Genomic DNA, 25,912 nt, shown 5'->3' on the forward strand with positions numbered 1-25,912 from the left:
AAGAGGCCTGCCCATGATCCCGCGCTATGCCCGCAAAGAGATGGTCGACATCTGGGAACCCGCGACCAAGTTCAAGATCTGGTATGAGATCGAAGCCCATGCCTGCGATGCGCAGGCCGCGCTCGGCGTGATCCCGAAGGCCAATGCCGAGGCCGTCTGGAAGGCGAAGGATGTGAACTTCGACGTGGCGCGGATCGACGAGATCGAGGCCGTCACCAAACATGACGTGATCGCTTTTCTCACCCATCTGGCCGAGCATATCGGCTCGGAAGATGCGCGCTTTGTCCACCAGGGCATGACCTCCTCGGATGTGCTCGACACCACGCTCAATATCCAGCTCGTGCGCGCCGCCGATATTCTTTTGAAAGACATGGACCGGGTGCTTGCCGCGCTGAAAAAGCGCGCCCATGAGCATAAGGACACGGTGCGGATCGGGCGCAGCCACGGCATCCATGCCGAACCGACGACGATGGGCCTCACCTTCGCGCGGTTCTATGCCGAGATGGACCGCAACCGCGCAAGGCTCGTGAATGCGCGCGCCGAAATCGCCACCGGCGCCATTTCCGGCGCGGTGGGCACCTTCGCCAATATCGACCCGGCGGTGGAAGAGCATGTCTGCGCCGCGCTCGGCCTCAAACCCGAGCCGATCTCGACGCAGGTGATCCCGCGCGACCGCCATGCGATGTTCTTTGCTACGCTCGGCGTGATCGCCTCCTCGATCGAGAACTGCGCCCTCGAGATCCGCCACATGCAACGCACCGAGGTGCTGGAGGCGGAAGAGTTCTTCTCCAAGGGGCAGAAGGGCTCCTCGGCGATGCCGCACAAGCGCAACCCCGTGCTCACCGAAAACCTCACCGGGCTCGCGCGGCTGGTGCGCATGTGCGTCGTGCCGGCGATGGAGAATGTGGCGCTCTGGCATGAACGCGACATCTCGCACAGCTCGGTCGAACGTGGCATCGCCCCCGATGCGACGATCACCCTCGATTTCGCCCTCAACCGGCTTGCGGGCGTGGTCGAGAACCTCGTGATCTACCCCGAGAACATGCTCAAAAACATGAACAAGTTCAAAGGACTGGTGATGAGCCAGCGGGTGCTTCTGGCGCTGACGCAAGCGGGTGTCAGCCGCGAGGACGCGTATCGCCTCGTGCAGCGCAACGCGATGAAAGTCTGGGAGAAGGGCGCCGATTTCAAGACCGAGCTTCTGGCCGACCCGGAAGTGACCGCAGCGCTCTCGCCCACCGAGATCGAGGAGAAATTCGACCTCGGCTATCACACCAAGCATGTCGACACGATCTTCAAGCGCGTCTTCGGCGCCTGAAGCCCCCGCGCCGGGGCGAAATTCGCGCACGCCCCGGCGCTGCTAACCCGCGCTTAACCGCGCCCTGCGAAGCTTGGGGCGAACAGGTTTCGGAGTCGCGCGTGAACGCCATTACCCCCAGATCCGCCCTCGGCGCGATGGCCCGGCCGGGCCATGCCCGCCCTTTCCTGACGCGCCGTCAGAAGGCCGCCGTGGTGGTGCAACTGCTTTCCTCCGCCGGGGTGAAACTGCCGCTCGGCGAGCTTTCCGACGATCAGCAAACCGCGCTGGCCGAGACTATCGCGCATCTGCGGTTGATCGACCGCGAGACCATGGTAGGCGTGGTCAATGAATTCTGCACCGAGCTTGAAGCGGTGGGCATCGCTTTCCCGGGCGGGCTCGACGGCGCGCTCAAACTGCTCGACGGCCAGCTCTCCGCCTCCGCCGCCACCCGGATCCGGCGCATGGCCTCGGGCACCTCGCGCGCCGATCCCTGGGAACGGATCACCGGGCTCTCGGGCGAGCTTCTGCTGCCGGTGCTGCTTGAGGAAAGCGTCGAGGTCGGCGCGGTGATGCTTTCCAAGCTTTCGGTTGCACGCTCGGCCGAGCTGCTCTCCAAAGTGCCGCAGGAAAAGGCGCGCAAGCTCGCCTATGCGGTCTCGCTCACCGGCAATGTGGCACCCGAAACCGTGCAGCGGATCGGCACCGCCCTTGCCGACCAGCTCGATGCGCAACCTGCCAAGGCCTTCGACACCGGGCCTGTCGAGCGGGTCGGCGCAATCCTCAACTTCTCGACGGCTGCCACGCGCGACGACGTGCTCAAGGGCCTCGATGAGGAAGACAAGGTCTTTGCCGATCAGGTACGCAAGGCGATCTTCACCTTCACCAACATTCCCGCCCGGATCGAGCCGCGTGATCTGCCAAAGATCATGCGCGAGGTCGAACAGAGCCGACTCATTCTGGCACTGGCCGGAGCCAAGGGCGACAATGCGAAGGCGGCGGAATTCATCCTCGCGAACATGTCGCAGCGCATGGCGCAGAACCTGCGCGACGAGATGGCGAACCTGAAAAAGCCGAAGGAAAAGGACGTGGAGGAGGCGATGAACGAGATCGTCGCCGCGATCCGAGAACTCGAATCGCGGGGCGAGTTGTTCCTCGTCGCGGAAGAGACCGAATAACCGCCCCGGGCGCGCACTTTTCCACTCCCGCGCGCTCGTCTAGGGTGCGCGGCAAGGCAGAGTGGCGCGGCGCGCCCAGGAGGGGCGGATGACCGATACCATCGCAATCTGGATCGCCACGATCGTCGTGCTGTTCTTCGGCATCGACGCCCTCTTCTTCGACGGTTTCTCGGCCGTGTTTCTTGCCCGGAAAATGCTCCTGCTCATCGAATGGGTGGCGTTCTGGCGTTGAAGGGCCTGTCTGCCTCTGCAAAGGCATGTCCCTGCACAGTCTGGTGTTGACCTTTGGCGCGTCTTGGCGAAGGGTGCGGCGACCCTCGGACAAGGCCAAAGGAGGCGAGAATGGCAGTCAAGGTAGCGATCAACGGTTTCGGACGGATCGGCCGCAACGTGTTGCGTGCGATCATCGAATCGGGGCGGACCGACATCGAAGTGGTGGCGATCAACGATCTGGGCCCGGTGGAAACCAACGCCCACCTGCTGCGCTTCGACAGCGTTCATGGCCGTTTCCCCGCCACTGTGACCACCGGCGAAGACTGGATCGACGTGGGCCGTGGCCCGATGAAAGTGACCGCGATCCGCAACCCGGCGGAGCTGCCCTGGGGGGATGTCGACGTTGCGCTTGAATGCACCGGCATCTTCACCACCAAGGAGAAAGCCTCCGCGCATCTGCAAAACGGCTCGAAGCGCGTGCTCGTCTCGGCGCCCTGCGACGGCGCGGACAAGACCATCGTCTTCGGTGTGAACGACGCCGTGCTGACGAAGGACGATCTCGTCGTCTCGAACGCGTCCTGCACCACCAACTGCCTCTCGCCCGTCGCGAAAGTCCTCAACGATGCGATCGGCATCGAGAAGGGCTTCATGACGACGATCCACAGCTACACGGGCGACCAGCCGACGCTCGACACGATGCACAAGGATCTCTACCGCGCCCGCGCCGCGGCGCTGAGCATGATCCCGACCTCGACCGGGGCGGCGAAAGCCGTGGGCCTCGTGCTGCCGGAACTCAAGGGCAAGCTCGACGGCGTCGCGATCCGCGTGCCGACGCCGAACGTTTCGGTCGTTGACCTCGTGTTTGAAGCCAAGCGCGCCACCACGGTGGACGAGGTGAACGCCGCGATCGAAGCCGCCGCCGATGGCCCGCTCAAAGGCGTGCTGGGCTATACCAAGCTCAAGAATGTCTCGTCGGACTTCAACCACGACCCGCATTCCTCGGTCTTCCACATGGATCAGACCAAGGTGATGGACGGCACGATGGTGCGGATCCTGACCTGGTATGACAACGAATGGGGCTTCTCCAACCGCATGGGCGACACCGCCGTGGCGATGGGCAAGCTCATCTGAGCCGGTCTTGACCGATGCGACCAAAGATCGGGGCGCGCCAGCGGGCGCGCCCCTTTCCGTTGCAGCCTTGCAACCGGCGCAACGCCGCCTTGCCGGATCCGGACTTGCTGAAAAAGGCATAAAATCGCATGATCCGGTTAGAAAAAATGACCACATAAGGCGAAACGAAGACTATCCCTCGCGCGCCTCAAGCGGGTCCGGCACTCCTCCTCCCCAGCCGGACCCGCCCCTCCTCCTCCGGGGCGTGCTTAGCTCGGCCTTTGGCCAAACTCTCTCCCACGACTGCGTCCAGAGCGGACAGGGGCCTTCGGGCCCCTTTTTCTTGTCGATTCGGCACATTTGGTGAGCGTTCTGGCGCGGATGTGAGCGGGCCGGGCGTGGCGCCGCGAGCCGAGCAATGCTAGCATGAGCAAAACCCTGAAATCGTGAGGAAAGACCGACGTGCTAGCCCCCGCCCAGATCTTGCAGGAATTTGTCACGCTCTGGGTGGTGATCGATCCGATCGGCACTTTGCCGGTGTTTCTCGCCGTCACCACCGGGCTGAGCGCGGCGCAACGCCGCGCGGTGGCGACACGCGCGGTGGCGGTCGCCTTTGGCGTGCTCGTGCTCTTCCTGCTCGCCGGGCAGATGGTGCTTGAGGCGCTCGGTCTTGCGCTGCCCTCGTTCCAGATCGCGGGCGGCATCATCCTGTTTCTCTTCGCGCTGACGATGATTTTCGGCCATTCAAAACCCGAGGAAGAAATCGCCGCGGCCGAACGGGTGAGCCGCACCTCCGTCTTTCCGGTCGCAATTCCCTCGATCGCCTCGCCCGGAGCAATGCTGGCAGTTGTGGTGCTTACCGACAATGACCGCTTTTCGCTCGCCCATCAGGCGATGACGGGGGCGTTGATGGGGGTGGTGCTTCTGTGCACGCTGGTGATTCTGCTCGCCGCCGCACCGTTGCACCGGGTGCTCGGCGCCACGGGTGAGGCCGTGATCAGCCGGGTGATGGGGATGATCCTTGCCGCCGTCGCGGTCGATGCGGTGCTGCGCGGGCTCGTCACGCTGGGGGCACTCGCGCCGTTCTGATCTGCGCGGACAGGGGCTTTGGCACCCTCGGGTTGGCACGCGTTGCGATGCCGGCGCATCGTTTCATTTCCCGGGCTTTACCTCGCGCACAGATACCTTATATAAATCCTTGGATTTTGCAGGGGAGACCCAGATGACCGATGCCCAGCCGCTCTCCGAAGGGGACCCGCTGATTGCGCCTTCCGACCTCGACCACCCGCTTTACGATGCGGTGGTGGACGCCTGCCGTACCGTCTATGATCCGGAAATTCCGGTCAATATCTACGATCTCGGGCTGATCTACACGATCAAGATCGGCGCCGACGGGGTGGTGAAGATCATCATGACACTCACGGCGCCGGGCTGCCCGGTGGCGGGCGAGATGCCGCAATGGCTGCAAGATGCGGTGGAAGCGGTCGAGGGCGTGCAGCGCTGCGAGATCGAGATGACCTTCGACCCGGCCTGGGGCATGGACATGATGTCCGAAGAGGCGCGGCTGGAACTCGGCTTCATGTAAGCTCCGCTTCGGTGCAATGGCGCGCGCGCACTGTGCGGAGCAGCCCTTGCCTGTTGGCTCGCGCGCCCTAGCCTCTCGGCATCCGCGACGGGCCCTGCCCGCGCAGCCGAAGGAGCTATGCATGACCGAACCCCTCTTCACCCCCGGTGCGCTTGGCGCGATCGAGATCGCCAACCGCGTGCTGATGGCCCCGCTCACCCGCAACCGCGCGCCCGAGGGCCTCGCAACTGATCTGATGGTGGCGTATTACCGCCAGCGCGCCTCGGCCGGGTTGATCGTCTCCGAGGGCACACAGATTTCGCAGGTGGCGCAGGGCTATGCCTGGACACCGGGGATCCATACCGAGGCACAGGCCGAGGCTTGGGCCAAGGTGACCGCCGCCGTGCATGCCGAAGGCGGCAAGATCGTCGCCCAGCTCTGGCATGTGGGCCGTGTGTCCCACCCCTCGATCATTGGCGGCGTCCCCCCGGTTGCGCCCTCTGCCCTGTCTGCAGGCGCGAAAACCTTTGACGGCAAAGGCTTTGTCGAAACGGCCCTGCCGCGCGCCATGACCGTGGAAGACATCGAACGCACCTTCCTCGATTACGGCCATGCCGCGCAACTCGCCAAGCAGGCGGGTTTTGACGGGGTCGAGTTGCATGCCGCGAACGGCTATCTGATCGACCAGTTCCTGCGCGACACCTCGAACACCCGCACCGATGACTGGGGCGGCTCTTTCGCCAACCGTGCCCGCGTCCTCGAAGGTGCTCTCGATGCGCTGATCGGCGTCTGGGGGCCGGGGCGCGTCGGCGTGCGGATCTCGCCCTTCTCGAACGCCAACAATATCGGGCTCGACAGCGACACGCCCGGCCTCTTCGCTCATGTGGTCGAGGTGCTGAACGCCCGCCCGCTCGCCTTCGTCCATATGGTCGAAGGGCAAACCGGCGGCCCGCGCGACTGGCCCGCGGGCGCACTTGAGGCGTTGCGTGACCGCATCGCCGCGCCCTATGTGGCCAACAACGGCTATGACCGCGCCTCGGCGCTGGCTGTCGTGGCCGAGGGCAAGGCGGCTGCGGTGGCCTTTGGCCGCCCCTTCATCGCCAACCCGGATCTGCCCGCGCGGCTTGAGGCCGGGGCCGAGTTGAACCCGCTGCGGCCCGAGTTGCTTTATGGCGGCGGCGCCGAAGGCTACACGGATTACCCGGCCCTCGGCTGAGCCGAAATCCGGGGCGGGGCGGCTTGTCGCGCCGCCCTGCCCTTCCTATCTTGAACAGAACCCCTCTTGTGCAGGACATCCCCATGTTTGCGATTCCCGGCCAGGTGCCCGTCACCCTCACCCCCGCTGCCGTCGCCCAGATTGCCGCGATGATGGCGCGTGAAAATGCGGCGGGCTTCCGCATTGGCGTGAAAAAGGGGGGCTGCGCGGGGATGGAATACACGATGGAAGTGGCCGCAGAGGCCGACCCGATGGATATCGTGGTAGAGGAAGGCCCGGCGCGGGTGCTGATCGCGCCCCTCGCGCAAATGTTTCTGCTCGGCACCGAGATTGACTATGAAGAAGGGCTTTTGGAAGCCGGCTTCAAGTTCCGCAATCCGAACGTTGTGGAAAGCTGCGGCTGCGGTGAATCGGTGAAATTCCGCGATACTGCCGAGGGTTGAGCGGCGCGCCTTCGCGCCGTCATGGCCCGATTTCCCTTGCGCCGCGCCGTGCACGGCCTAATCTGCCCGCGGTTTGACCTAAGGAGGATCGCATGCGCAGAAAGCTGGCCGCGGGCAATTGGAAGATGAACGGCACGAAGGCGAGCCTCAGTGAGGTGGCGGCGCTGATCGACGCTCATCCGGCGCCGAAATCCGAAGTGCTGCTCTGCCCGCCCGCAACGCTCGTGGCGGCGATGGCCGAGGCCGCGGGCGGCAAGATCGCTGTGGGCGGGCAGGATTGCCACATGAAAGCCTCCGGGGCGCATACCGGCGACATTTCCGCCGAAATGCTCGTCGATTGTGGCGCCACGCATGTGATCCTTGGCCATTCCGAGCGTCGTGCCGATCATGGTGAAACGAGCGCGCTCGTCTGTGCCAAAGCCGAAGCCGCGCTCAAGGCCGGGCTTGTGGCGGTGGTCTGTGTGGGCGAGACCGAAGGACAGCGCGATGCGGGCGAGACGCTCGACATCGTTGGCACGCAGTTGCGCGTTTCGCTGCCCGAAGGGGCGACGGGCGCCAATACGGTGATCGCCTATGAGCCGGTCTGGGCGATCGGCACCGGGCGCACACCGACGCTCGAACAGATCGCGGAAGTGCACGACTTCATGCGTGCCGAGCTTGTCGCCCGCTTCGGCGAAGAGGGCGCAGCGATGCGGCTTCTCTATGGCGGCTCGGTGAAACCCTCGAATGCCGCCGAGATCTTCGCGACCTCGAACGTCGATGGCGCACTTGTGGGGGGGGCGAGCCTCAAGGCTGCCGATTTCGGTGCCATTCTGACCGCGCTCGACGCGGCCTGAAAGCGCGCAGGGGGGCGCCGCCCCCCTGCCCGGCCCGACCTTTCAGAGCGGCAGGATCGTCGTCGACTTGATCTCTTCCATGCTCAGAAGCGCCGTGACATTGTAGATCTTCACCTCGGAGATCAGCGCCTGATAGAATTGGTCATAGGCGCGCGCATTCTTCACCCGCACCTTCAGAATATAATCGATGTCCCCCGCGAGCCGGTGTGCCTCCAGCACCTCGGGGCGGGCGCGCAACGTGGCGAGAAACTTGCGTTGCCAGTCCGCCTCGTGCTCCGAGGTGCGGATCAGTACGAAGAAACAGGCCTCGAGCCCCAGCGCCTCGGCATCGAGCAGCGCCGTCTGCCGCCCGATCACCCCCAGATCCTTCATCTTGCGAATCCGGTTCCACACCGGGGTCTTCGACGAGCCCACCTTGCGCGCGATCTCGTCGAGCGACTGGCTCGCATCTTCCTGCAATTGCGACAGGATCTTCCGATCCATCTCGTCAAGCCGGACCGCCATTCGTGAAAACCTCGCAAAACCGGGAAACTGCTTCTTGCGGGCACAGAATACGAAACAAAGTTCCTTATTCGCAAGGGGGTATGGCGGATCATGGGAATATTTTCCTATATTCTGCGCAAAGGAGACCGCCATGACCCAGTCGCACACGCCCCGCCACACCGCTTTCGGACATGTCACCCTCGCGGGCGCCGGGCCGGGGGCGGTCGCGCATCTGACGCTCGCCGTCGCGCGGGCCCTGGAGAGCGCCGATATCGTGCTGCATGACAAGCTCGTCTCGGAAGAGGTGCTCGCATTGGCCGGGCCGCAGGCCACGTTGATCGAGACCGGCAAGGCAGGCTTTGGCCCGGCGATGGCGCAAGAGGAAATCTCGGCGCTGATCGTTGCCTTCGCGCGCGAGGGGCGCAACGTGCTCAGGCTCAAATCGGGCGATCCGGGCGTGTTCGGCCGGCTGGGCGAAGAGCTTGACGCGCTCGATGCCGCCGGGATCGCTTTCACCGTTCTGCCGGGCCTCACCGCCGCCTCCGCCGCCGCGGCCAGCCTTGGCCAGAGCCTGACCGAGCGCGGCCGCAACCGCGAGCTGCGCCTTGTCACCGGCCACGGCGCGGAAGGCTTTGCCGAGGCCGACTGGGCCGGGCTTGCCCGTCCCGGCGCGGTGGCCGCGATCTACATGGGCAAGCGCGCCGCGCGCTTCATCCAGGGGCGGCTGATGATGCATGGCGCGAGCCTCTCAACCCCGGTGACGCTGGTGGAAAATGCCTCCCGCACCGAGGAGCGCGTGCTCTCGGGCACGCTCGCCGATCTTCCCGCCCTCGCGGCCCGGCTCGATGGCCCGGCCGTGATCCTCTGGGGGCTCGCCCCCCGTGCCGCCGCGGCGGCCCAACCAATCGAGGTGGCGCAATGAGCAACGCCCAAGTGATTTCTGCCAACGACCTGCGCGCGGGTCATACCGTCTATCGTGCCGCCGACGGCGCCTGGGTGCGCGACATTGCCGAAGCTGCCCTGATCGACGACCCGGCCGAGGCGCAGCTCGCGCTCCTTGACGCGATCGGTCATGCGACTGTCATCGTCGGCGCCTATCTCGTCGAGGTGCGTCCGACACCCGCAGGCCCGGAGCCCGTTGCCCTGCGCGAGCGCTTCCGCGCCCGCGGCCCCTCGATCCGCCCCAGCAAGGCGAGCCGCCTGCAAGAGAAGGCCCAAGCCTATGTATGACGCCTCCGAATTCGACACCGCCTTCCTGCGCCACCGTGCCGCGCAGTTCCGCAATCAGGTGGAGCGTCGGCTTTCCGGCAGCCTGACCGAAGACGAGTTCAAGCCGCTGCGGCTGATGAACGGTGTCTATCTGCAACTGCATGCCTATATGCTGCGCGTGGCGATCCCCTATGGCACGCTTTCGGCGGATCAGATGCGGGTGCTGGCCGAGGTGGCCGAGCGCTGGGACCGCGGCTACGGCCATTTCACCACGCGCCAGAACATCCAGTTCAACTGGGTCGCGTTGACCGATATTCCCGATATTCTCGAACGCATGGCCGAGGTGGGCCTGCATGCGATCCAAAGCTCGGGCAACTGCGTGCGCAACACCACCGCCGATGCCTTTGCAGGCGCGGCGGCGGACGAGATTGCCGACCCGCGCCCCTATGCGGAACTGATCCGGCAATGGTCGACCGATCACGCCGAATTCCAGTTCCTGCCGCGCAAGTTCAAGATTGCGGTGACCGGCTCGACCGAGGACCGCGCCGCCATTGCCGCCCATGATGTCGGGCTGCAGCTGATTGAACGCGATGGCGACATCGGATTTCGGGTGTTGGTGGGCGGCGGTTTGGGCCGCACGCCGATGCTCGCGCAGGAGCTCCGTCCCTTCCTCCCCTCAGCGGAGCTCCTGCCCTATCTTGAGGCGGTGCTCGCCGCCTATAACCTCGCCGGACGGCGCGACAACAAATACAAGGCGCGCATCAAGATCACCGTGTTCGAAAACGGGATCGAGAGTTTCCGCGCCGCCGTCGAAGAGCAGTTTGCCCGTATCCGCCCCGCCTATTCGGGCGCAGATCAGGTGCTGCTCGAAGAGATCAAGGCGCATTTCGCGCTGCCCGAGCTGCCCGCGAAAGACCCGGCCTTCCATGAGAAGACCCGCGCGGTCGATCCGCTTTATGCGGCTTGGGCGGGCCGTGCGCTGAGCCCGCACAAGCGGGCCGATTACGCGATTGTCACCGTGGCGGTGAAAACGCCGGGCGAGGAGCCGGGCGACGTCTCCGCCGCGCAGATGCGCGCGCTGGCCGATATTGCCGAGCGCTGGGGCCGGGGCGAGCTGCGCGTGACGCATATGCAAAACGTGGTGCTGCCCCATGTCGCCAAGGCGGATCTTCCGGCGGTGCATGAGGCGTTGCGCAAGGCGGGGCTCGCCGCGGCCAACATCGGCCGTCTCGGCGATGTCATCGCCTGCCCCGGCATGGATTACTGCGCACTCGCCACGGCCCGTTCGATCCCGCTGGCGCAGGAGATCACGAAGCACTTTCAGGATCTTGGGCTCGAGGACGAGATCGGCACGCTGAACCTGAAGATCTCGGGCTGCATCAACGCCTGCGGGCATCACCACCTTGGCCATATCGGCATCCTCGGGCTTGACCGGGCGGGGGTGGAAAACTACCAGATCACTATCGGCGGGCATGAAGGCGATGCCACATTCCCCGCCGCGATCGGCGAAAAGATGGGCCCGGGCTTCGCCTATGAGGCGGTGGTTCCGGCGCTTGAGCGGCTCTTGCGCGCCTATCTGGACCTGCGCGCCGGGCAAGACGAAAGCTTCCTGGCGGCCACGCGCCGCCTTGGCCTCGCGCCCTTCCGCGCGGCGCTTTATGGAGAAGAACGCGATGCGGCTTGATCTTTCGCAACGGGTGGCGGGGCTGAACCACCGCTACCGCGCCGACGATCCGGCAACCCTCGTGGCGCGTGCGCTCGCCGACCCGGACACCGGGCGGGTGGCGCTTGTGTCCTCTTTCGGGGCGGAATCGGTGGTGCTTCTGCATATGGTGGCCGAGGTCGCGCCCGCGACGCCGGTGCTGTTTGTCGATACGCTGATGCTGTTCGAGGAAACCCTCGCCTATCAACGCGACGTCGCGCAAAAGCTCGGGCTTACCGATGTACGGGTGATCCGCGCCACGCCCGCCGATCTGGCGGCGAGCGACCCGCTCGGCACGCTCCACCAGACCAGCACCGACGCCTGCTGCGCGCTGCGCAAGACCGTGCCGCTGGAAAAGGCGCTCGCAGGGTTTGATGCCTGGATCACCGGGCGCAAGCGCTATCAGGCCGAGACCCGGGCCCATCTTGACCCGTTCGAGGTGGAGACCGAGGCGCGGATGAAGATCAACCCGCTCGCCCATTGGGGCCGCGCCGAAATTGCCGATTACATCGCGCGCCATGACCTGCCACGGCATCCGCTGGTCGCGCGCGGCTATCCCTCGATCGGCTGTGCACCCTGCACCTCGCCGGTGGCGGCGGGTGAAGATTCGCGCGCCGGGCGCTGGCGCGGGCAAGACAAAACCGAATGCGGCATCCATTTCGTCAATGGGCGCGTGGTGCGGCCCGGCCAGGCCGGAAATACGGAGAAGGTGGCATGAGCGTTCTGGTGCGCGACAACGGCTTTCACGCCGAGGATTTCGCGGGCGTGGCGGCGGAGCTTGGCCCCGACACCCCGGCGGGCGTGATTGCCGAGCGGATCGCGGGGGCGGCACTGGTCACGGTGCTGTTCCCGAGCTTTGCCGATGGGCGCGGCTTCACGCTGGGCCGGCTCGTGCGTGCCGCGGGCTATACCGGGCGGCTGCGCGCCAAGGGTCCGCTCATCGCCGATCAATATCCGCTGGCGCGGCGTTCGGGCTTTGACGAGGTGGAAATCCCCACCGCCATCGCGGCGCGGCAAAGCGAAGCAGAGTGGCGCGCCGAGGCGGCGCGGGGCGCCCCCGATTACCGCGCGCGCCTTGGTTTCAAGGGTTGCGACGCGCAGGTCGCTTGACTTTGCGCCCAGCCCGCGCCATGCCGCCACATGTCATGGCGGGCCAAAACGTGGTATCCGCAACTCATCTTTGTGCTGCTGCGTGCTGCCAGGGCTCTGCCCAAGCGACGCGCCCGGTGAATGTTCACTGGCCTTCGGGCCCCGAATGACGAGACGACCGTGAACGAGACTGCCCCCATTGCGCCCGCCAAGATCCTGCCCGATGCCCAGACCGTGACCGCGGTCAAACACTGGACGGACACGCTCTTTTCGTTCCGGGTGACGCGCCCGCAAAGCCTGCGCTTCCGCTCGGGCGAGTTTGTGATGATCGGCCTTCTGGATGACAACGGCAAGCCGATCATGCGCGCCTATTCGATCGCCTCGCCCGCTTGGGACGAAGAGCTCGAATTCTACTCGATCAAGGTGCAGGACGGCCCGCTGACCTCGCGGCTCCAGCACATCCAGCCGGGCGAGCAGATCATTCTGCGCCCCAAACCCGTGGGCACGCTGGTGCTCGATGCGTTGCTGCCGGGCAAACGGCTGTGGTTTTTGGCCACCGGCACCGGCATCGCGCCCTTCGCCTCGCTGATGCGCGAGCCGGAGAGCTACGAGAAATTCGATGAAGTCATCATGATGCACACCTGCCGCACCGTGGCCGAGCTGGAATATGGCCGCGAGCTGGTGGAGGCGCTGAAGGATGACCCGCTGATCGGCGAGATGGTCGAGGGCAAGCTGAAATACTACCCGACCACCACCCGCGAAGACTTTCCGCACATGGGCCGGATCACCGACAACCTCGCCTCGGGCAAGGTGTTCGAGGATCTGGGGCTCACGCCGATGAACCCGGAAACCGACCGCGCCATGGTCTGCGGCTCGCTCGCCTTCAACGTCGATGTGATGAAGGTGCTCGAAAGCTACGGGCTGCGCGAGGGGGCAAACTCCGAGCCGCGCGAATTCGTGGTGGAAAAGGCCTTCGTCGGCGAAGGCATCTGAGCCTCCCGGCTTTGGCAGATTTGGGGCCGCTCTCACGAGCGGCCCTTTCCATTTGGCGTTCGGACAAAAGAAAACGCCGCCCCGAAAGGGGCGGCGCCAGATCTCGCAAGCGCGAGGATTACTTCGTGGCCATCGCGGCTTGAGCAGCAGCGAGCGCGGCAACGGCCGCGGCATTGGCGGCGGCAGCGGCTTCTTGCGCAGCGGCAGCAGCAGCCATCGCTTCGGCGACCGGGTCGACGACAACGACTTCTTCCACCGGAGCGGCTTCTTCAGCCGGAGCAGCGGCTTCTTCAGCCGGGGCAGCAGCTTCTTCAGCCGGAGCAGCAGCTTCTTCAGCCGGGGCAGCGGCTTCTTCCGCCGGAGCAGCAGCTTCTTCAGCCGGGGCAGCAGCAGCTTCCGCGGGGGCAGCAGCTTCTTCCGCCGGGGCAGCAGCTTCTTCCGCCGGGGCAGCAGCTTCTTCAGCCGGGGCAGCAGCTTCTTCCGCCGGAGCAGCGGCTTCTTCAGCCGGAGCAGCGGCTTCTTCAGCCGGAGCAGCAGCTTCTTCAGCCGGAGCAGCAGCTTCTTCAGCCGGGGCAGCGGCTTCTTCAGCCGGGGCAGCGGCTTCTTCAGCCGGAGCAGCAGCTTCTTCAGCCGGAGCAGCAGCTTCTTCCGCCGGAGCAGCGGCTTCTTCCGCCGGAGCAGCAGCTTCTTCCGCCGGAGCAGCAGCTTCTTCCGCCGGAGCAGCAGCTTCTTCCGCCGGAGCAGCAGCTTCTTCCGCCGGAGCAGCGGCTTCTTCCGCCGGAGCAGCGGCTTCTTCAGCCGGGGCAGCAGCTTCTTCGGTCACGGCCGGAGCTTCAACCACGGCCGGTTCGGCGGCCGGCGCCGCGGGTGCAACGGCAATCGCCCCCGGAGGGATCTGATCAGCGGGCATCACGACGACAGTGTTGCCGCCGGGTTTCGACGCGCCGAGGATCGCCGCGAGAACAACGCCACAGGCCAGAATGCCGACCATCACCTTCTGGTTCTGTGGCAAGTCTTTCCAGCTTTTCTTATCGCTCATATTTCCCCCCTCTGTGCTGTTGGGAATCTGATGGGAACCGTCAATGATGCTATCTATGGACCGGGCGGGACACAAAGGAAACGTGTCGCATTGCCGCCTTTCGTCACAGGGCAGATCGATTCTCGCAGCCCCGGCACTGATTCGTGCGAAAACCGGTTGAATCAGCAGGGGTCCGGGCCTATTTTGCCCGCCATTCTCGAACCGCAGAAGGATCAACGCCATAGCCCGCAGACCGCACAATGCCCCGCCGCAACGCGACACCGGCCCCCGGATCAATGATCGCATCCGCGCGCCCGAAATCCGGCTGATTGGCGCGGATGGAGAGAATGTGGGGGTGGTCACCCCGCAGCGGGCGATGATGATGGCGGAAGAAGCAGGCCTCGACCTCGTGGAGATCTCGCCCACAGCGGTGCCGCCGGTGTGCAAGATCATGGACTTCGGCAAGTTCAAATACGAACAGCAGAAGAAAGAGGCCGAAGCCCGCAAGAAGCAGAAGGTCATCGAGATCAAGGAGATCAAGTTCCGCCCAGGCACCGATACGCATGACTATGAGGTCAAGATGCGCTCGGTGATGAAATTCCTCGGCGAGGGCGACAAGGTGAAAGTGACCTTGCGGTTCCGCGGCCGCGAGATGGCGCACCAGCAGCTCGGGCTCGAGCTTTTGAACCGCGTCGCCGCCGATGTCGGCGAGGTCGGCAAGATCGAGAGCATGCCCAAGCTCGGGGGCCGGCAGATGGTGATGATGATCGCGCCGAAATGAGGCGCTGATCCATCGCGCGAACGGGGCCCTCTTCGGAGGGCCTTTTGCTTGGTCACATACGCTCGGTCAAAAGATTTCGCTTCGGCCTGCCGACGCGACCCGGCGGGGGCTGCGGCACCGTCGCCAATCGGGACTGGAACCAATGGCGCCCCCGGCGTTTTCCGGGCGGCGCGCCGAGCACCGCGGGGACCGCGCCCCCGGCCGGCAAACCAACAAAAAGCCCCGGGGCGAACCCGGGGCTTTTTGTTTTGCGCGGGCTCAGAGCTTGCCGTTGCGCTGCTGGATCATCATGAAGGTGTCGTAGTTATACTCGGCCACCTGGGTCCAGAGGTAGTTCTCGGCGCGGAACGCCTTCATCGAGGTCCAGATCTTCGCAAAGGCCGGGTTCGTGGCTTCCAGTTCGGCATAGATCTCGTTGGCGGCGTTGAAGCAGGCCTCGAGGATCTCCTGGCTGAACGGGCGCAGTTGCGCGCCCTTGGCAACGAGCGATTTCAGCGCGGCTGGGTTGTTGTAATCGTATTTCTGCAGCATGTTGGCGTCGATCGCCTGGCAGGTGGTGCGCAGCAGCGACTGATAGCTCGGCGGCAGGCCTTCGAAGGCCGCCTTGTTGAACATGAAGTGAACCGTCGGGCCGCCTTCCCACCAGCCGGGATAGTAGTAATAGGGCGCGACGCGGTAGAAGCCGAGCTTTTCGTCGTCATAGGGGCCGACCCATTCGGCAGCGTCGATCGTGCCCTTTTCGAGCGCCGGATAGACATCGCCGCCGGAAACTTGCTGCGGCACGAGGCCGAGCTTTTCCATCACCTTGCCGGCGAAGCCGCCGATCCGCATCTTCAGCCCCTGAAGATCGGCCACGGTGTTGATTTCCTTGCGGAACCAGCCGCCCATCTGGACACCGGTATTGCCGCCCGGGAAGCCGATCAGGCCCTGGGTCGCGAGGAATTCGTTATACATCTCGATGCCGCCGCCATGGTATTGCCAGGCGTTCATGCCGCGGGCGGAGAGCCCGAAAGGCACGGTCGATCCCAGCGCCCAGGTCGGATCCTTGCCCCAGTAATAATAGCCGACGGTATGGCTCATCTCCACCGTTCCGGCGGCGGTGGCATCGGCGGCCTGAAGCGCGGGCACAATCTCGCCGGTGGCGAAGGGCTGGATCTGGAACGCGCCATCGGTGGCTTCGGCCACCCGTTGGGAGAGCAGAACCGCGCTGTCATAGAGCGTGTCGAGCGATTTCGGGAAGGAGGAGGTCAGCCGCCAGCTGATCTTCGGTTGCGCCTGCGCGAGCGCCGGAGTGGCGAGCGTGCTGGCCGCCGCGCCGCCGAGCGCGGCCTTGGTCAGAAATGAGCGACGATCCATTGGGTCTCCTCCCGTCAATACGGTCTGTCGTGTGCGGTTCGTGCCGGCCCCCTGGGCAGCCCGATCGGGCGTCAACCTGTCACTGCGGCGCGAGACTGTCCAGACGGGACGCAGCAAAATTGCGCGCTGCGGCAAGAAAACCCCTGCGACTGAAAGCGCGGCGGCACGCGCGCGCAAGGATCGAAACGGGCGCGGCCGGTGCGGGTGGAGGGACGTGGCAAAACCCGTCGAGACCGGGCGCCCGTTCAAACCGTAGCGGTGGGGTTGTGGTCAGCGCATATCGGGAAGCTGGATGCGCGCAACCTGCTCGGCGATCGGATCGACGGAGAGCGGATGCGTTTCGCCGCAATGGTCCTCGGGGTTGCCAAGCGGTTGCCAGCGGCCGCCCTTGAAGATCTCGAGGGCCGAGAACCGGGCCTTGTAGCCCATCTTGCGCGAGCCGGGCACCCAGTAGCCGAGATAGACGTAAGGCAGTCCGGCTTTCTGGGCGAGCGCGATGTGATCGAGGATCAGATAGGTGCCAAGGCTCGCATCGGCCTGATCGGGGTCATAGAAGCTGTAGACCATGCTGACCCCGTCATCGAGCACATCGGTCAGGCAGACAGCGGTGAGCGCGTTCCCCTCGGCCTGATCCATGCCCGGCCCCGAAGCGGTGGCGCGATATTCCACGACACGGGTCTTGACCGGAGTTTCCTCGATCATCGCGGCGAATTCGAAGATGTCCATGTCGGCCATGCCGCCATCGGCGTGGCGCGCGTCGAGATAGCGGCGGAACAGCATGAACTGTTCCTCGGTCGCCCAGGGGCTGGTGGCGGTGCGGCGCAAATGCGCGTTGCGTGCGAGAACCCGGCGCTGGGTGCGGGCGGGGGTAAAATCGGCGACCCGGATCCGCGCCGAGAGGCAGGCGGTGCAATCGGCGCAGGAGGGCCGGTAGAGCACGTTTTGCGAGCGCCGGAAGCCCTGGCGCGAAAGCGCATTGTTGAGCTTTTCGGCCCCTTCGCCCTGAAGCGCCGTGAACAGTTTCCGCTCCGACCGGCCCTCAAGATAAGGGCAGGGCTGCGGGGCGGTCACATAGAACTGCGGGGCGAGAGGAAGCGAATGGCGCATCTGGGTCGGGGGTTGCGGGCCGCGGGGATGACGGCACGGCTTCACGCTATCAAAGCCAAGGCCATACGCCAAGGATTTCATGCGTCTTTTGTATGACACCCCCGCCTTTCAAGCGGGAGTGCCGGGGCAGAAGGCGCCAAGCGGGGCGATCAGGCTCAGTAATTCCCGCCCCGATCTTCGGACCGGTCGCGACGGGTGCCGGTTTCGGCCTCGGGCGCAGCGGCTTCCGGCGCGGTGGCGGCACGGGCGCGCTCTTCCATGTATTGGTCGAATTCGGCCTTGTCGCGGGCGTCGCGCAGCCGGCGCAGGAAGCTTTCGAATGCATCCTGTTCGCGCTCGAGCCGGGCGAGGGTGTCGGCCTTGTAGGCGTCGAAGGCGGCATTACCGGTGGCGCGCGAAGCGTGGAAATGCACCCGGTGGCCGCAGCGATGGGCCGAGCCTTCGGCGCGGGCACGGCAGTTGCGGCCCGAAAACCGGCCGGTGATCAGGATGAAGCCGAGGACCAGAAGTCCGAGCGGGCCGGCGAAGATGAAGGCGCCGATCATCACGATGATCCAGCTCATCGGGCCGCGCTCATCGAGCCAGTTGAGCGCACGGGTGAGCCCGTTCGGGCGGTCGTCGGGGTTGGTGCTGGTGGCGGTCATTTTGTGCTCCGGGGTAATGTGAATTACTTTCACATGAACGGAGATGGGGAGGCGTTGCGTCGCCTTCAAGGGGTGGATGTGAAGCTATTTTACATTTCTATGCGCCGTCGCGGGCGGTTTCGCCAAAATGTCGCACCGGGAAGGGCGCGAATCTTGACCTAAGTCAAAGTGATTTTGCGCTTTGGCGGCATAAAAGGGGACATCGGGTTCCTGATCTCCCTGAAATGGCGCAAGCCAGAGGAGCCCGAGGCAGAACCCGGACGTTCTCCCTCGTCGGGTTCCAATAACGCGCTGCGGGCCTCCCTCCCGCAGCGCTTTATTTTTGCCCGGCCTCAGTGCTTTCGCGGCGCGCGGTGTTTCGCGTCGGCAGGCCGAAACGACTTGCCGGGGGGTTGCCGCACCCCGCCCCCCCCTGCGGGCCGAAATTTACGGGCCGAAATTTTGGGCGGGCCAGAATTTCGGGCTGTCAAAGGATCAGAACCTGCGTGCCGACGGGGCAGAACGGATAGAGTTCCTCGACCTGAGCGTTGAAAAGGCCGATGCAGCCCGAGGAACTCTTGCGGCCGATCTTGCGGGTGTCATGGGTGCCGTGGATGATATAGGCTGGCCAGCTCAGATACAGCGCGCGGGTGCCCAGAGGGTTGTCGGGTCCGGGGGGCATCGCATGCAGGCTCGGATCGGCCTGGATCATCGAGGGGGTTGGCGTCCAGCCCGGGTTCTCACGCTTGCGCACGATCTCGGTATAGCCGGTTTTCGTCAGTTCGGGGGATTTTGGCACCGAAGTCGGATAGAGCCGGTAATCGGTGCCGCCCGCGGCCCAATAATGCAGCGCCTTGGAGCGGGTATCGGCGATCAGCGTGACCCGGTCGAGCGTATCGAAATGATCGCGCCAGTCGATCTCGCGGAACGCGGAGATGTTGTGGCGCTCCGCTTCGGCGATGATCGCGGGCTGTTCGGCCATCGGGATGTCTTGCGTTCCCGCGCGGGCAAGCGCGGGGGTGAAGAGGGTGGCGGCGCCGGAAAGGAGAGCGGTGCGGCGGGTGAGGAGCGGCATGGGGCCTCGCGTCAAATTCCGTTTCTGAAATAAATCATTGCATGGCGGGGGGAGGCGCGCAAATCACCTGACCTCACGAGCGGGTGAGATCCTTCACTTCGTCGGGCCGAAGCGAAAGCCTCAGGCCGCACCCGCTGCGATCATCTGCGCCGCGAGCGCGGCATAGGCCTCGGCCGCCGCGCCATCGCCGGCCGCAACCGGCGTTCCCGCATCGCCCGCAAGCCGCACTTCAAGCGCAAGTGGCAGCGCGCCGAGGAAGGGCAGGCCAAGCCGCCGCGCCTCCTTTTCCACCCCGCCATGGCCGAAAAGATGCGCCTCATGGCCGCAATTGGGGCAGATATAAGTCGACATGTTCTCGATCAACCCGAGCACCGGGACTTTCAGCTTGCCGAACATGTCGATCGCCTTCTTCGCATCGAGCAGCGCCACATCCTGCGGCGTTGAAACGATCACCGCACCATCCAGCACCGTCTTCTGACAAAGCGAGAGCTGCACATCGCCGGTGCCCGGCGGCAAGTCGATCACCAGCACGTCGAGATCGCCATGGGCGTTCCAGCGCACCTGGCCGAGCAGTTGCTGCATCGCCCCCATCAGCATCGGCCCGCGCCAGATCACGGCCTCGTCCTCGCGCAGCATAAGCCCGAGCGACATCAGCACCACCCCATGCGCGACGACAGGCTCGATCGTCTCGCCATCGGCCGAACTGGGCTTCGCGCTCGCTCCCATCATCCGCGGCTGGCTCGGCCCGTAGAGATCGGCATCGAGAAGCCCCACGCGCTTGCCCGCCCGCGCCAGCGCCACGGCGAGGTTCGCCGCCACGGTGGATTTGCCCACGCCGCCCTTGCCCGAGCCGACAGCGATGATGTGCCGCACGCCGGCAACCGGCATCGGCCCCTCCTGCGGCTTCGGATGGGAGCCGATCTTCACCCCTTTCGGCGCCGCGGCCGGAATCACCACCGAAAGGCTCTTCACACCGTCAAGCGCATGCAAAGCCGCCTCAAGCACGGACCGGATCGCCACGAGTTCGGGCTCCGGCGCGCCTTCCAGCACGAAGCGCACCACCCCCGATTCGACCGCAAGCGCGTGCACGAGGCCCCGACTCATGGCATCGCCCCCCCCCGGAAGGGGCGTGTTTTTCAAGGTTGCGAGCACCGATTCCTTGCTGAGCGCCATGCTTGTCTCCTGTCGATTTGCCCCGGACTGTGGCGCTTTTGCCGCGGGCTGCAAGGGGCGATCCGGGGCTGGCGCAAGATTTGCGCGAAAATTGCACGCGCCAATGTGGAATTAATCCACTTTCGAGGCGAAATCAGGTCAGAATCCGTTATGCATTTTCCGCAAGGCAGCGTTGCTCCCGTCCGCCATTGTGCAGATGCAGCATTTCCCCCATGTTAGCCCCAACAGCGACGGTGAACCGCAGCGACAGCCACGGTATTCCGGCGCAGAAGAAACCAGCGAAGCGACGAAAGACTGAATGATGGCTTTGGCAACCGACATCCGCAGCACCGACACGGGCTTTGCCCAGATCGTGGCAACGCTGCGCGAAGGGCTCGCGCGCCGCAAGGTCTACCGCCAGACTCTGGCGGAGTTGCGCTCGCTTTCCGATCGCGAATTGAGCGATCTCGGCATGCACCGCTCGATGCTCACCCGCATCGCGCTGGAGGCGGCCTACGGCAAATAAGACTTCCTGAGGCCCCTCCTCCTCCCTGGGCCTCGGAGATCGGCGGCACTCTCTCTCCTCCTCCCTGAGAGTGCCGCCACCCCATACCGGCCCCGGTGCCGGACCCCGATCAGGCCCCCTCCTCCTCCCTGGGGCTTGTAAAGAAGGCGGCGGCCTCTTCCTCCTCCCTGAGGCCGCCGCTCCTTCGACCAGATACCGCGTTCGCCTCCTCCCTGAGCGCGGGAAAGGTGCTGCTTCTCCTTCCGGCGGCACAGACATACCAAGGCCCCCTCCTCCTCCCTGGGGCCGCGGTTCGAACGGCGGCGCCCCTCCTCCTCCCGGGCGCCGCCGTTTTCTTTTGCGACCTCGGCAAACCAGGGTGCACGGCCCCTTCCCCAAGCTATTTCGGGCCAAATGAAAGCCCCCGCTTGCAGTGCGGGGCCCGGCACGTCAGGAAGAGAAAAAGGGGATCGGGATGCTGTCTTACCAACATGGCTATCACGCCGGGAATCTGGCCGATGTGCACAAACATGCGTTGCTCGCCCGCATGATCGACTACATGACCCGCAAGGAAAAGCCGCTGAGCTATCTCGAGACCCACGCCGGGCGCGGCCTCTATGCGCTCGACGCGCCCGAAGCGGTGAAAACAGGTGAGGCGGCGGCGGGCATCTCCCGCGCCCTCACGGACGGCTGGTTCGCCCCCGATCACCCCTATCTGCGCGCACTCGCCGCGGTGCGCGCCGCACATGGGCCCACCGCCTATCCCGGCTCTCCAGTTCTGGCGGCAACCCTGCTGCGACCGATGGATTCGATCCAACTTTGCGAGCTGCATCCGCAGGAATTTGCCGCGCTCAAAACCGCGATGTCCCCTCATGGCGGGATCTTTCATCACAAAGACGGGCGACAGATGGCGCTTGCGCTCTGCCCGCCCACACCGCGGCGCGGGCTGATGCTGATCGACCCCTCCTGGGAAGTGAAATCGGACTACGAGATGGTGCCCGAACTCCTCGGCCATCTGACGCGCAAATGGAACGTCGGCGTGATCGCGCTCTGGTATCCGGTGCTCGCCCCCGAGGTCGCCGTCGCGCGCGCACAAGCCGCAATGGTACGCCTGCTCAGGGCATCATGGCCCGAGGCGCTCTTCTCCGAGGTCCGCTTTCCACCCGCGCGCGCAGGTCACGGGATGATCGGTTCGGGGATGGTGGTGCTGAACCCGCCCTGGGGACTTGCCGAAGAGGCCGAGCGGCTTGAGAGGCTTTTCAAGTCGCTCTGAAACGGGGTCCGGGGGGCGCAGCCCCCCGGTGGGTCGCCTCGGCCCCGCCGACGCGAAACCTTTCAGAACGGCACGTCATCAAGTCCCGCGGCAGGTTTCAGAAAGCCCGCCTTGACATGTTTGGAGCCGGCTTTCTCGAATTCGACCAGTGCCGTGTCGCCGTCGAGTGCGATCACCTCGCCATAGCCGAACTTTTGATGGAACACCCGGTCTCCCTCGCCAAAGGCGAGGCTGTCGACCGTTGTGACCGTGCGCGCCTTGGGCACGGGTGACGTGCTCGCGCGGCTCTCCATCCGCCGCCAGCCGGGCGAGTTGTAAACATCGGCCCGGCTCGCCCGATCTTCGAGCGCGCCAAAGCCCGTCACCGCCGCCGCCCCGGCGCCGCCGCCATAAAGCCCGGGCGGGGTCAGCACATCCACATGGCGCCCCGGCAGCTCATCGATGAAGCGCGAGGGGAGCTGGCTTTGCCATTGCCCATAGACCCGGCGGTTGCCGGCAAAGGAAATCGTGCAGAGCGCCTCGGCGCGGGTAATCCCCACATAGGCGAGCCGCCGCTCCTCCTCGAGCGCGCGGGCGCCGCCCTCGTCCAGCGCGCGCTGGCTCGGAAACAGCCCTTCCTCCCAGCCGGGCAGGAACACGGCGGGGAATTCGAGCCCCTTCGCGGCATGGAGCGTCATGATCGAGACCTTGTCCTCGGTCTCGGCCTTGTCGTTCTCCATGATCAGCGCAACGTGTTCGAGGAAGCCCTGCAGGTTCTCGAACTGTTCGAGCGCCTTCACCAGTTCCTTGAGGTTTTCGAGCCGCCCCGGCGCCTCGGGCGTCTTGTCGTTGAGCCACATCGCGGTGTAGCCCGAGTCCTCCAGAATGGTCTCGGCCAAGCGCACGTGATCGGCGCCTTCGAGCACCGCCGCGTGCCAGCGTCCGATGCTCTCGATGAAGCCCCTGAGCGCCCCCGCCGCCTTGCCCGAAAGAGCGCCCTGCTGCAACGCCGCTTTCGCCCCCATCACGAGCCCGGCCTGCGCCTCGCGCGCCGCGGTCTGGATCGTCGCCTGCGCCTTGTCGCCCAGCCCGCGCTTGGGCTGGTTCACCACCCGCTCAAAAGCGAGGTCATCATCGGGCGAGACGGCAAGGCGGAAATAGGCCATCGCGTCGCGGATCTCGAGCCGCTCGTAAAAGCGCGGCCCGCCAATCACCCGATACGGCAGGCCAATGGTCAAAAACCGATCCTCGAAGGCGCGCATCTGATGGCTCGCGCGCACCAAAATCGCCTGTCCGTCGAGCGGCACCGGGGCCAGCGCGCGGCGTCCGTCGCGCAAAGCCTCGACCTCCTCGCCGATCCAGCGCGCCTCCTCCTCGCCATCCCAATGGCCGATCAGCCGGACCTTCTCGCCGCCCTTTTCCTCGGTCCACAACTCCTTGCCGAGCCGGTCGCGGTTCGCCGCGATGAGCCCCGAGGCCGCGGCAAGGATATGCTCGGTCGAGCGGTAATTCTGCTCAAGCCGCACCACCACGGCCCCCGGAAAATCCTTTTCGAACCGCAGAATATTGCCCACTTCCGCGCCACGCCAGCCATAGATCGACTGATCGTCATCGCCCACGCAGCAGATGTTGTGATGGCCCTGCGCCAAAAGCCGCAGCCACAGATATTGCGCGGTGTTGGTATCTTGATACTCGTCGACGAGAATGTAGCGGAACCAGCGCTGATACTGCGCGAGCAGATCCTCGTGGCGCTGGAAAATCGTCACCATATGCAGCAGCAGATCGCCAAAATCGACCGCGTTGAGCGTGATGAGCCGCGCCTGATAGGCGGCATAAAGCTCGCTGCCGCGGTTGTTGAAATGCGCCGTCTCGGCGCCGCGCACCTTCTCGGGCGTCAGCGCGCGGTTCTTCCAGCTGTCGATCAGCCCGGCCAACTGGCGCGCGGGCCAGCGCTTCTCATCCATGTTGGCGGCCGCGATCACCTGCTTCAAAAGCCGGATCTGGTCATCGGTATCGAGGATGGTGAAGTTCGACCTGAGGCCGACAAGTTCAGCATGGCGGCGCAATAGCTTGACGCAAACGGCATGGAACGTGCCAAGCCAAGGCATGCCCTCGAGCGTTTCCCCCAACAGGCGGCCCACGCGCTCCTTCATCTCGCGCGCGGCCTTGTTGGTGAAGGTGACGGCCAAGATCTCGTTCGGGCGCGCATGGCCGGTGCGGATCAGATGCGCGATTCGCGTGGTCAGCGCCTTGGTCTTGCCGGTGCCCGCGCCCGCGAGCATCAAGACCGGCCCGTCAAGCGCCTCGACGGCGCGGCGCTGCTCGGGGTTGAGCCCGTCGAGATAGTCCGGCTGCGCCGCCCCCGCCCGCGCTCCCATCATAGCGCGCTGCGACAGCGTCAGCCCGCCGAAATCGTCGTCATCGTCCAGAATGTCCATGCCCGCACTTTATCTTGCGGTCAGGCCGAGGGGAAGGCCCATGTTCTGCCTCTGTTCCGGTTCTTGAGGATAGCGAGGCAGTGCCCTACTCCCCGCTCAGCCGCGATGGATAAGGCTCGCAAAAAGCTGCGGATCAAGGCTCGCGGCCGCAAAGGTCGGGCCCTCGGTCAGAAGCGCCACCGCGTCGTGGCTGTGCAGGCTCTCCTGATGGCTCGCAATCACCCGGAAATCGCCCACCCGCGGCTCGGCCATCAGCCCGGCGGCAAAGGCGCGCACCGCATCCTCGACAAAGATCGGGTTCGCGGCATTGAGCTCGGCAAAGGCCTGCTCATCCTCGCGTTTCACCATCACCTGCGTTTCGGTCGGCACGTTGGCCCGGGCAATCTCGATCAGATCCTCGAACCAGAGCACCTGCCCCGGCTCCACCACCACAGAGATCCGCGCCACCGAGCGTTGCGAATGCGGCGTGGCGAGGCGACCCCGGCGGATGCGGGCATCTTCGGAAAGCTCCAGCGAGCAGGGGCAAGTCGAGGAATAGACGAAATCAAGATGCACGATCTTGGTGCGCACCCCGCCCTGATCCACCATTTCCAGCGCGATATCGTAATACTGCCAGCCCGAGAGGCCAGAGCGCAGGCTCTCTACCTGCAGCGGCAGCGAAAAGCGCATCATCAGCCGCGCATCGAAGCTTTCGAGGTTTTCAACGTAATCGTCGAGCGCCGCCGCCATCACCTCAAAGGAGAACTCCCGCTCCGCATGCGCATAGAAGCTGCGCAGGATGCGGGACATGTTGATCCCCTTCTTCTCCGCCTCAAGGCTCACCGAGCCGGTGACAGAGGTTTCCAGCACCACCTCACCGCCATCGCGCAACCGGTATTTGATCGGCAGCCGGAAGTTGGAAATGCCCACATGTTCGATTCGCGTCTTCGCGCCGACAATGAGCGAGGCGGGACCGTTTTGCAGGTCCGGCATCGCCGCCTTGTAAGCCGCATCGGGGCGGAAGGTGGCGTCATAGACCCGCGCGAGGTCGGGGTAGCTTGCCGGCGCGCCGGGAAGGAGCCGGGCGATGGCGGGATCGAGCGCCGCCACCTCGCCCGGATGTGCTTCCGCCGCCCAGAGCCGCAGCGTTTCGAGTGCCGCTTTCGCCTCGTCCATGTCGGGGGTTCCGATGCGTCCCTGGATGTTCATGGCCTCTCCCTCTCGCCTTTTGGCGCCTCGTTCCGATATGGGAGTGAGACGGAGAAAGTCCAAGGGAAGTTGCAGCCAGCCGAC

General features: G+C 65.1%; 27 protein-coding genes. 18 read left to right on the top strand and 9 right to left on the bottom strand.

Features of this window, described 5'->3' with window-relative positions:
• Nucleotides 1–13: 13 nt before the first annotated feature.
• From purB to tpiA, 9 genes are all read left to right on the top strand, one after another.
• Nucleotides 14–1,318, top strand: a complete 1,305-nt coding sequence (purB, locus tag CRO22_RS05410; protein ID WP_097069103.1) for an adenylosuccinate lyase — start codon at nucleotides 14–16, stop codon at nucleotides 1,316–1,318.
• A gap of 101 nt (nucleotides 1,319–1,419) precedes the next feature.
• Nucleotides 1,420–2,475, top strand: a complete 1,056-nt coding sequence (locus CRO22_RS05415; RefSeq protein WP_097069104.1) for a flagellar motor switch protein FliG — start codon at nucleotides 1,420–1,422, stop codon at nucleotides 2,473–2,475.
• Nucleotides 2,476–2,563: 88 nt separating this feature from the next.
• Complete coding sequence (locus CRO22_RS18805; RefSeq protein WP_176518548.1) at nucleotides 2,564–2,707, top strand: hypothetical protein; 144 nt, start codon at nucleotides 2,564–2,566, stop codon at nucleotides 2,705–2,707.
• A gap of 110 nt (nucleotides 2,708–2,817) precedes the next feature.
• Nucleotides 2,818–3,819: a type I glyceraldehyde-3-phosphate dehydrogenase gene (gap, locus tag CRO22_RS05420; RefSeq protein ID WP_097069105.1), complete on the top strand. Its 1,002-nt coding sequence runs from the start codon at nucleotides 2,818–2,820 to the stop codon at nucleotides 3,817–3,819.
• A gap of 441 nt (nucleotides 3,820–4,260) precedes the next feature.
• Entirely contained in the window at nucleotides 4,261–4,887 is a 627-nt protein-coding gene (locus tag CRO22_RS05425; RefSeq protein ID WP_097069106.1) for a MarC family protein, read from the top strand.
• A gap of 133 nt (nucleotides 4,888–5,020) precedes the next feature.
• A complete protein-coding gene (locus tag CRO22_RS05430) occupies nucleotides 5,021–5,383 on the top strand; it encodes an SUF system Fe-S cluster assembly protein (protein ID WP_097069107.1) in 363 nt (120 codons plus the stop codon).
• A 121-nt stretch (nucleotides 5,384–5,504) separates the two neighbouring features.
• The gene (locus CRO22_RS05435) at nucleotides 5,505–6,578 is read left to right on the top strand and encodes an alkene reductase (RefSeq protein WP_097069108.1); all 1,074 of its coding nucleotides are present in this window, start codon (nucleotides 5,505–5,507) and stop codon (nucleotides 6,576–6,578) included.
• 83 nt (nucleotides 6,579–6,661) lie between these two features.
• The gene (locus CRO22_RS05440) at nucleotides 6,662–7,021 is read left to right on the top strand and encodes a HesB/IscA family protein (protein ID WP_097069109.1); all 360 of its coding nucleotides are present in this window, start codon (nucleotides 6,662–6,664) and stop codon (nucleotides 7,019–7,021) included.
• A gap of 92 nt (nucleotides 7,022–7,113) precedes the next feature.
• Nucleotides 7,114–7,857: a triose-phosphate isomerase gene (tpiA, locus tag CRO22_RS05445; protein ID WP_097069110.1), complete on the top strand. Its 744-nt coding sequence runs from the start codon at nucleotides 7,114–7,116 to the stop codon at nucleotides 7,855–7,857.
• Between the two features lie 42 nt (nucleotides 7,858–7,899).
• Here the strand turns inward: tpiA and CRO22_RS05450 are convergent, their stop codons facing one another.
• Nucleotides 7,900–8,361, bottom strand: a complete 462-nt coding sequence (locus CRO22_RS05450; RefSeq protein ID WP_097069111.1) for an Lrp/AsnC family transcriptional regulator — start codon at nucleotides 8,359–8,361, stop codon at nucleotides 7,900–7,902.
• A gap of 130 nt (nucleotides 8,362–8,491) precedes the next feature.
• On the opposite strand from CRO22_RS05450, the gene cobA reads away from it, so the two are divergent.
• The 6 genes from cobA to CRO22_RS05480 all read left to right on the top strand — a co-directional run bounded on the left by cobA (nucleotide 8,492) and on the right by CRO22_RS05480 (nucleotide 13,333).
• Nucleotides 8,492–9,262, top strand: a complete 771-nt coding sequence (cobA, locus tag CRO22_RS05455; protein ID WP_097069112.1) for a uroporphyrinogen-III C-methyltransferase — start codon at nucleotides 8,492–8,494, stop codon at nucleotides 9,260–9,262.
• A complete protein-coding gene (locus tag CRO22_RS05460; RefSeq protein WP_097069113.1) occupies nucleotides 9,259–9,570 on the top strand; it encodes a DUF2849 domain-containing protein in 312 nt (103 codons plus the stop codon). Before cobA ends, CRO22_RS05460 begins: the two co-directional genes overlap by 4 nt.
• Entirely contained in the window at nucleotides 9,563–11,233 is a 1,671-nt protein-coding gene (locus CRO22_RS05465; RefSeq protein ID WP_097069114.1) for a nitrite/sulfite reductase, read from the top strand. Before CRO22_RS05460 ends, CRO22_RS05465 begins: the two co-directional genes overlap by 8 nt.
• Nucleotides 11,208–11,969, top strand: a complete 762-nt coding sequence (locus tag CRO22_RS05470; RefSeq protein ID WP_394341480.1) for a phosphoadenylyl-sulfate reductase — start codon at nucleotides 11,208–11,210, stop codon at nucleotides 11,967–11,969. Before CRO22_RS05465 ends, CRO22_RS05470 begins: the two co-directional genes overlap by 26 nt.
• Entirely contained in the window at nucleotides 11,966–12,361 is a 396-nt protein-coding gene (locus CRO22_RS05475) for a DUF934 domain-containing protein (protein ID WP_097069116.1), read from the top strand. Before CRO22_RS05470 ends, CRO22_RS05475 begins: the two co-directional genes overlap by 4 nt.
• A 120-nt stretch (nucleotides 12,362–12,481) precedes the next feature.
• Nucleotides 12,482–13,333 (top strand): ferredoxin--NADP reductase, encoded by an 852-nt coding sequence (locus CRO22_RS05480; RefSeq protein ID WP_377391188.1) that lies wholly within the window; start codon nucleotides 12,482–12,484, stop codon nucleotides 13,331–13,333.
• 118 nt (nucleotides 13,334–13,451) lie between these two features.
• On the opposite strand, the gene CRO22_RS18810 is transcribed toward CRO22_RS05480, so the two are convergent.
• Complete coding sequence (locus CRO22_RS18810; RefSeq protein WP_176518549.1) at nucleotides 13,452–14,372, bottom strand: hypothetical protein; 921 nt, start codon at nucleotides 14,370–14,372, stop codon at nucleotides 13,452–13,454.
• Between the two features lie 271 nt (nucleotides 14,373–14,643).
• Between CRO22_RS18810 and infC the strand changes: the two genes are divergently transcribed.
• A complete protein-coding gene (infC, locus tag CRO22_RS05490) occupies nucleotides 14,644–15,132 on the top strand; it encodes a translation initiation factor IF-3 (RefSeq protein ID WP_449314194.1) in 489 nt (162 codons plus the stop codon).
• A gap of 258 nt (nucleotides 15,133–15,390) precedes the next feature.
• On the opposite strand, the gene CRO22_RS05495 is transcribed toward infC, so the two are convergent.
• The 5 genes from CRO22_RS05495 to CRO22_RS05515 form a co-directional block, all read right to left on the bottom strand.
• Nucleotides 15,391–16,488, bottom strand: coding sequence for a TRAP transporter substrate-binding protein (locus CRO22_RS05495; protein WP_097069118.1), 1,098 nt, complete (start codon nucleotides 16,486–16,488; stop codon nucleotides 15,391–15,393).
• A gap of 270 nt (nucleotides 16,489–16,758) precedes the next feature.
• Complete coding sequence (locus CRO22_RS05500) at nucleotides 16,759–17,595, bottom strand: arginyltransferase (RefSeq protein WP_097069219.1); 837 nt, start codon at nucleotides 17,593–17,595, stop codon at nucleotides 16,759–16,761.
• 155 nt (nucleotides 17,596–17,750) lie between these two features.
• A complete protein-coding gene (locus CRO22_RS05505) occupies nucleotides 17,751–18,239 on the bottom strand; it encodes a DUF2852 domain-containing protein (protein WP_097069119.1) in 489 nt (162 codons plus the stop codon).
• A 466-nt stretch (nucleotides 18,240–18,705) separates the two neighbouring features.
• On the bottom strand, nucleotides 18,706–19,293 hold the full coding sequence (locus CRO22_RS05510; protein ID WP_097069120.1) for a L,D-transpeptidase: 588 nt from the start codon (nucleotides 19,291–19,293) through the stop codon (nucleotides 18,706–18,708).
• Between the two features lie 120 nt (nucleotides 19,294–19,413).
• Nucleotides 19,414–20,466, bottom strand: a complete 1,053-nt coding sequence (locus CRO22_RS05515) for an Mrp/NBP35 family ATP-binding protein (protein ID WP_097069121.1) — start codon at nucleotides 20,464–20,466, stop codon at nucleotides 19,414–19,416.
• Between the two features lie 301 nt (nucleotides 20,467–20,767).
• Here CRO22_RS05515 and CRO22_RS05520 point away from each other — a divergent pair, with 301 nt between their 5' ends.
• Both CRO22_RS05520 and rlmJ read left to right on the top strand, forming a co-directional pair.
• A complete protein-coding gene (locus CRO22_RS05520) occupies nucleotides 20,768–20,971 on the top strand; it encodes a DUF1127 domain-containing protein (protein WP_176518562.1) in 204 nt (67 codons plus the stop codon).
• A 454-nt stretch (nucleotides 20,972–21,425) separates the two neighbouring features.
• On the top strand, nucleotides 21,426–22,223 hold the full coding sequence (gene rlmJ / locus CRO22_RS05525) for a 23S rRNA (adenine(2030)-N(6))-methyltransferase RlmJ (RefSeq protein ID WP_097069122.1): 798 nt from the start codon (nucleotides 21,426–21,428) through the stop codon (nucleotides 22,221–22,223).
• A 62-nt stretch (nucleotides 22,224–22,285) separates the two neighbouring features.
• Here rlmJ and CRO22_RS05530 read toward each other — a convergent pair whose 3' ends face one another.
• Together CRO22_RS05530 and folE2 are read right to left on the bottom strand one after the other, a co-directional pair.
• A complete protein-coding gene (locus CRO22_RS05530) occupies nucleotides 22,286–24,640 on the bottom strand; it encodes an ATP-dependent helicase (RefSeq protein ID WP_097069123.1) in 2,355 nt (784 codons plus the stop codon).
• A gap of 96 nt (nucleotides 24,641–24,736) precedes the next feature.
• Nucleotides 24,737–25,828: a GTP cyclohydrolase FolE2 gene (folE2, locus tag CRO22_RS05535; protein WP_097069124.1), complete on the bottom strand. Its 1,092-nt coding sequence runs from the start codon at nucleotides 25,826–25,828 to the stop codon at nucleotides 24,737–24,739.
• Between the last annotated feature and the right edge of the window lie 84 nt (nucleotides 25,829–25,912).

Source organism: Rhodobacter maris (genome assembly GCF_900217815.1).
Classification (GTDB): Bacteria; Pseudomonadota; Alphaproteobacteria; order Rhodobacterales; family Rhodobacteraceae; genus Rhodobacter; species Rhodobacter maris.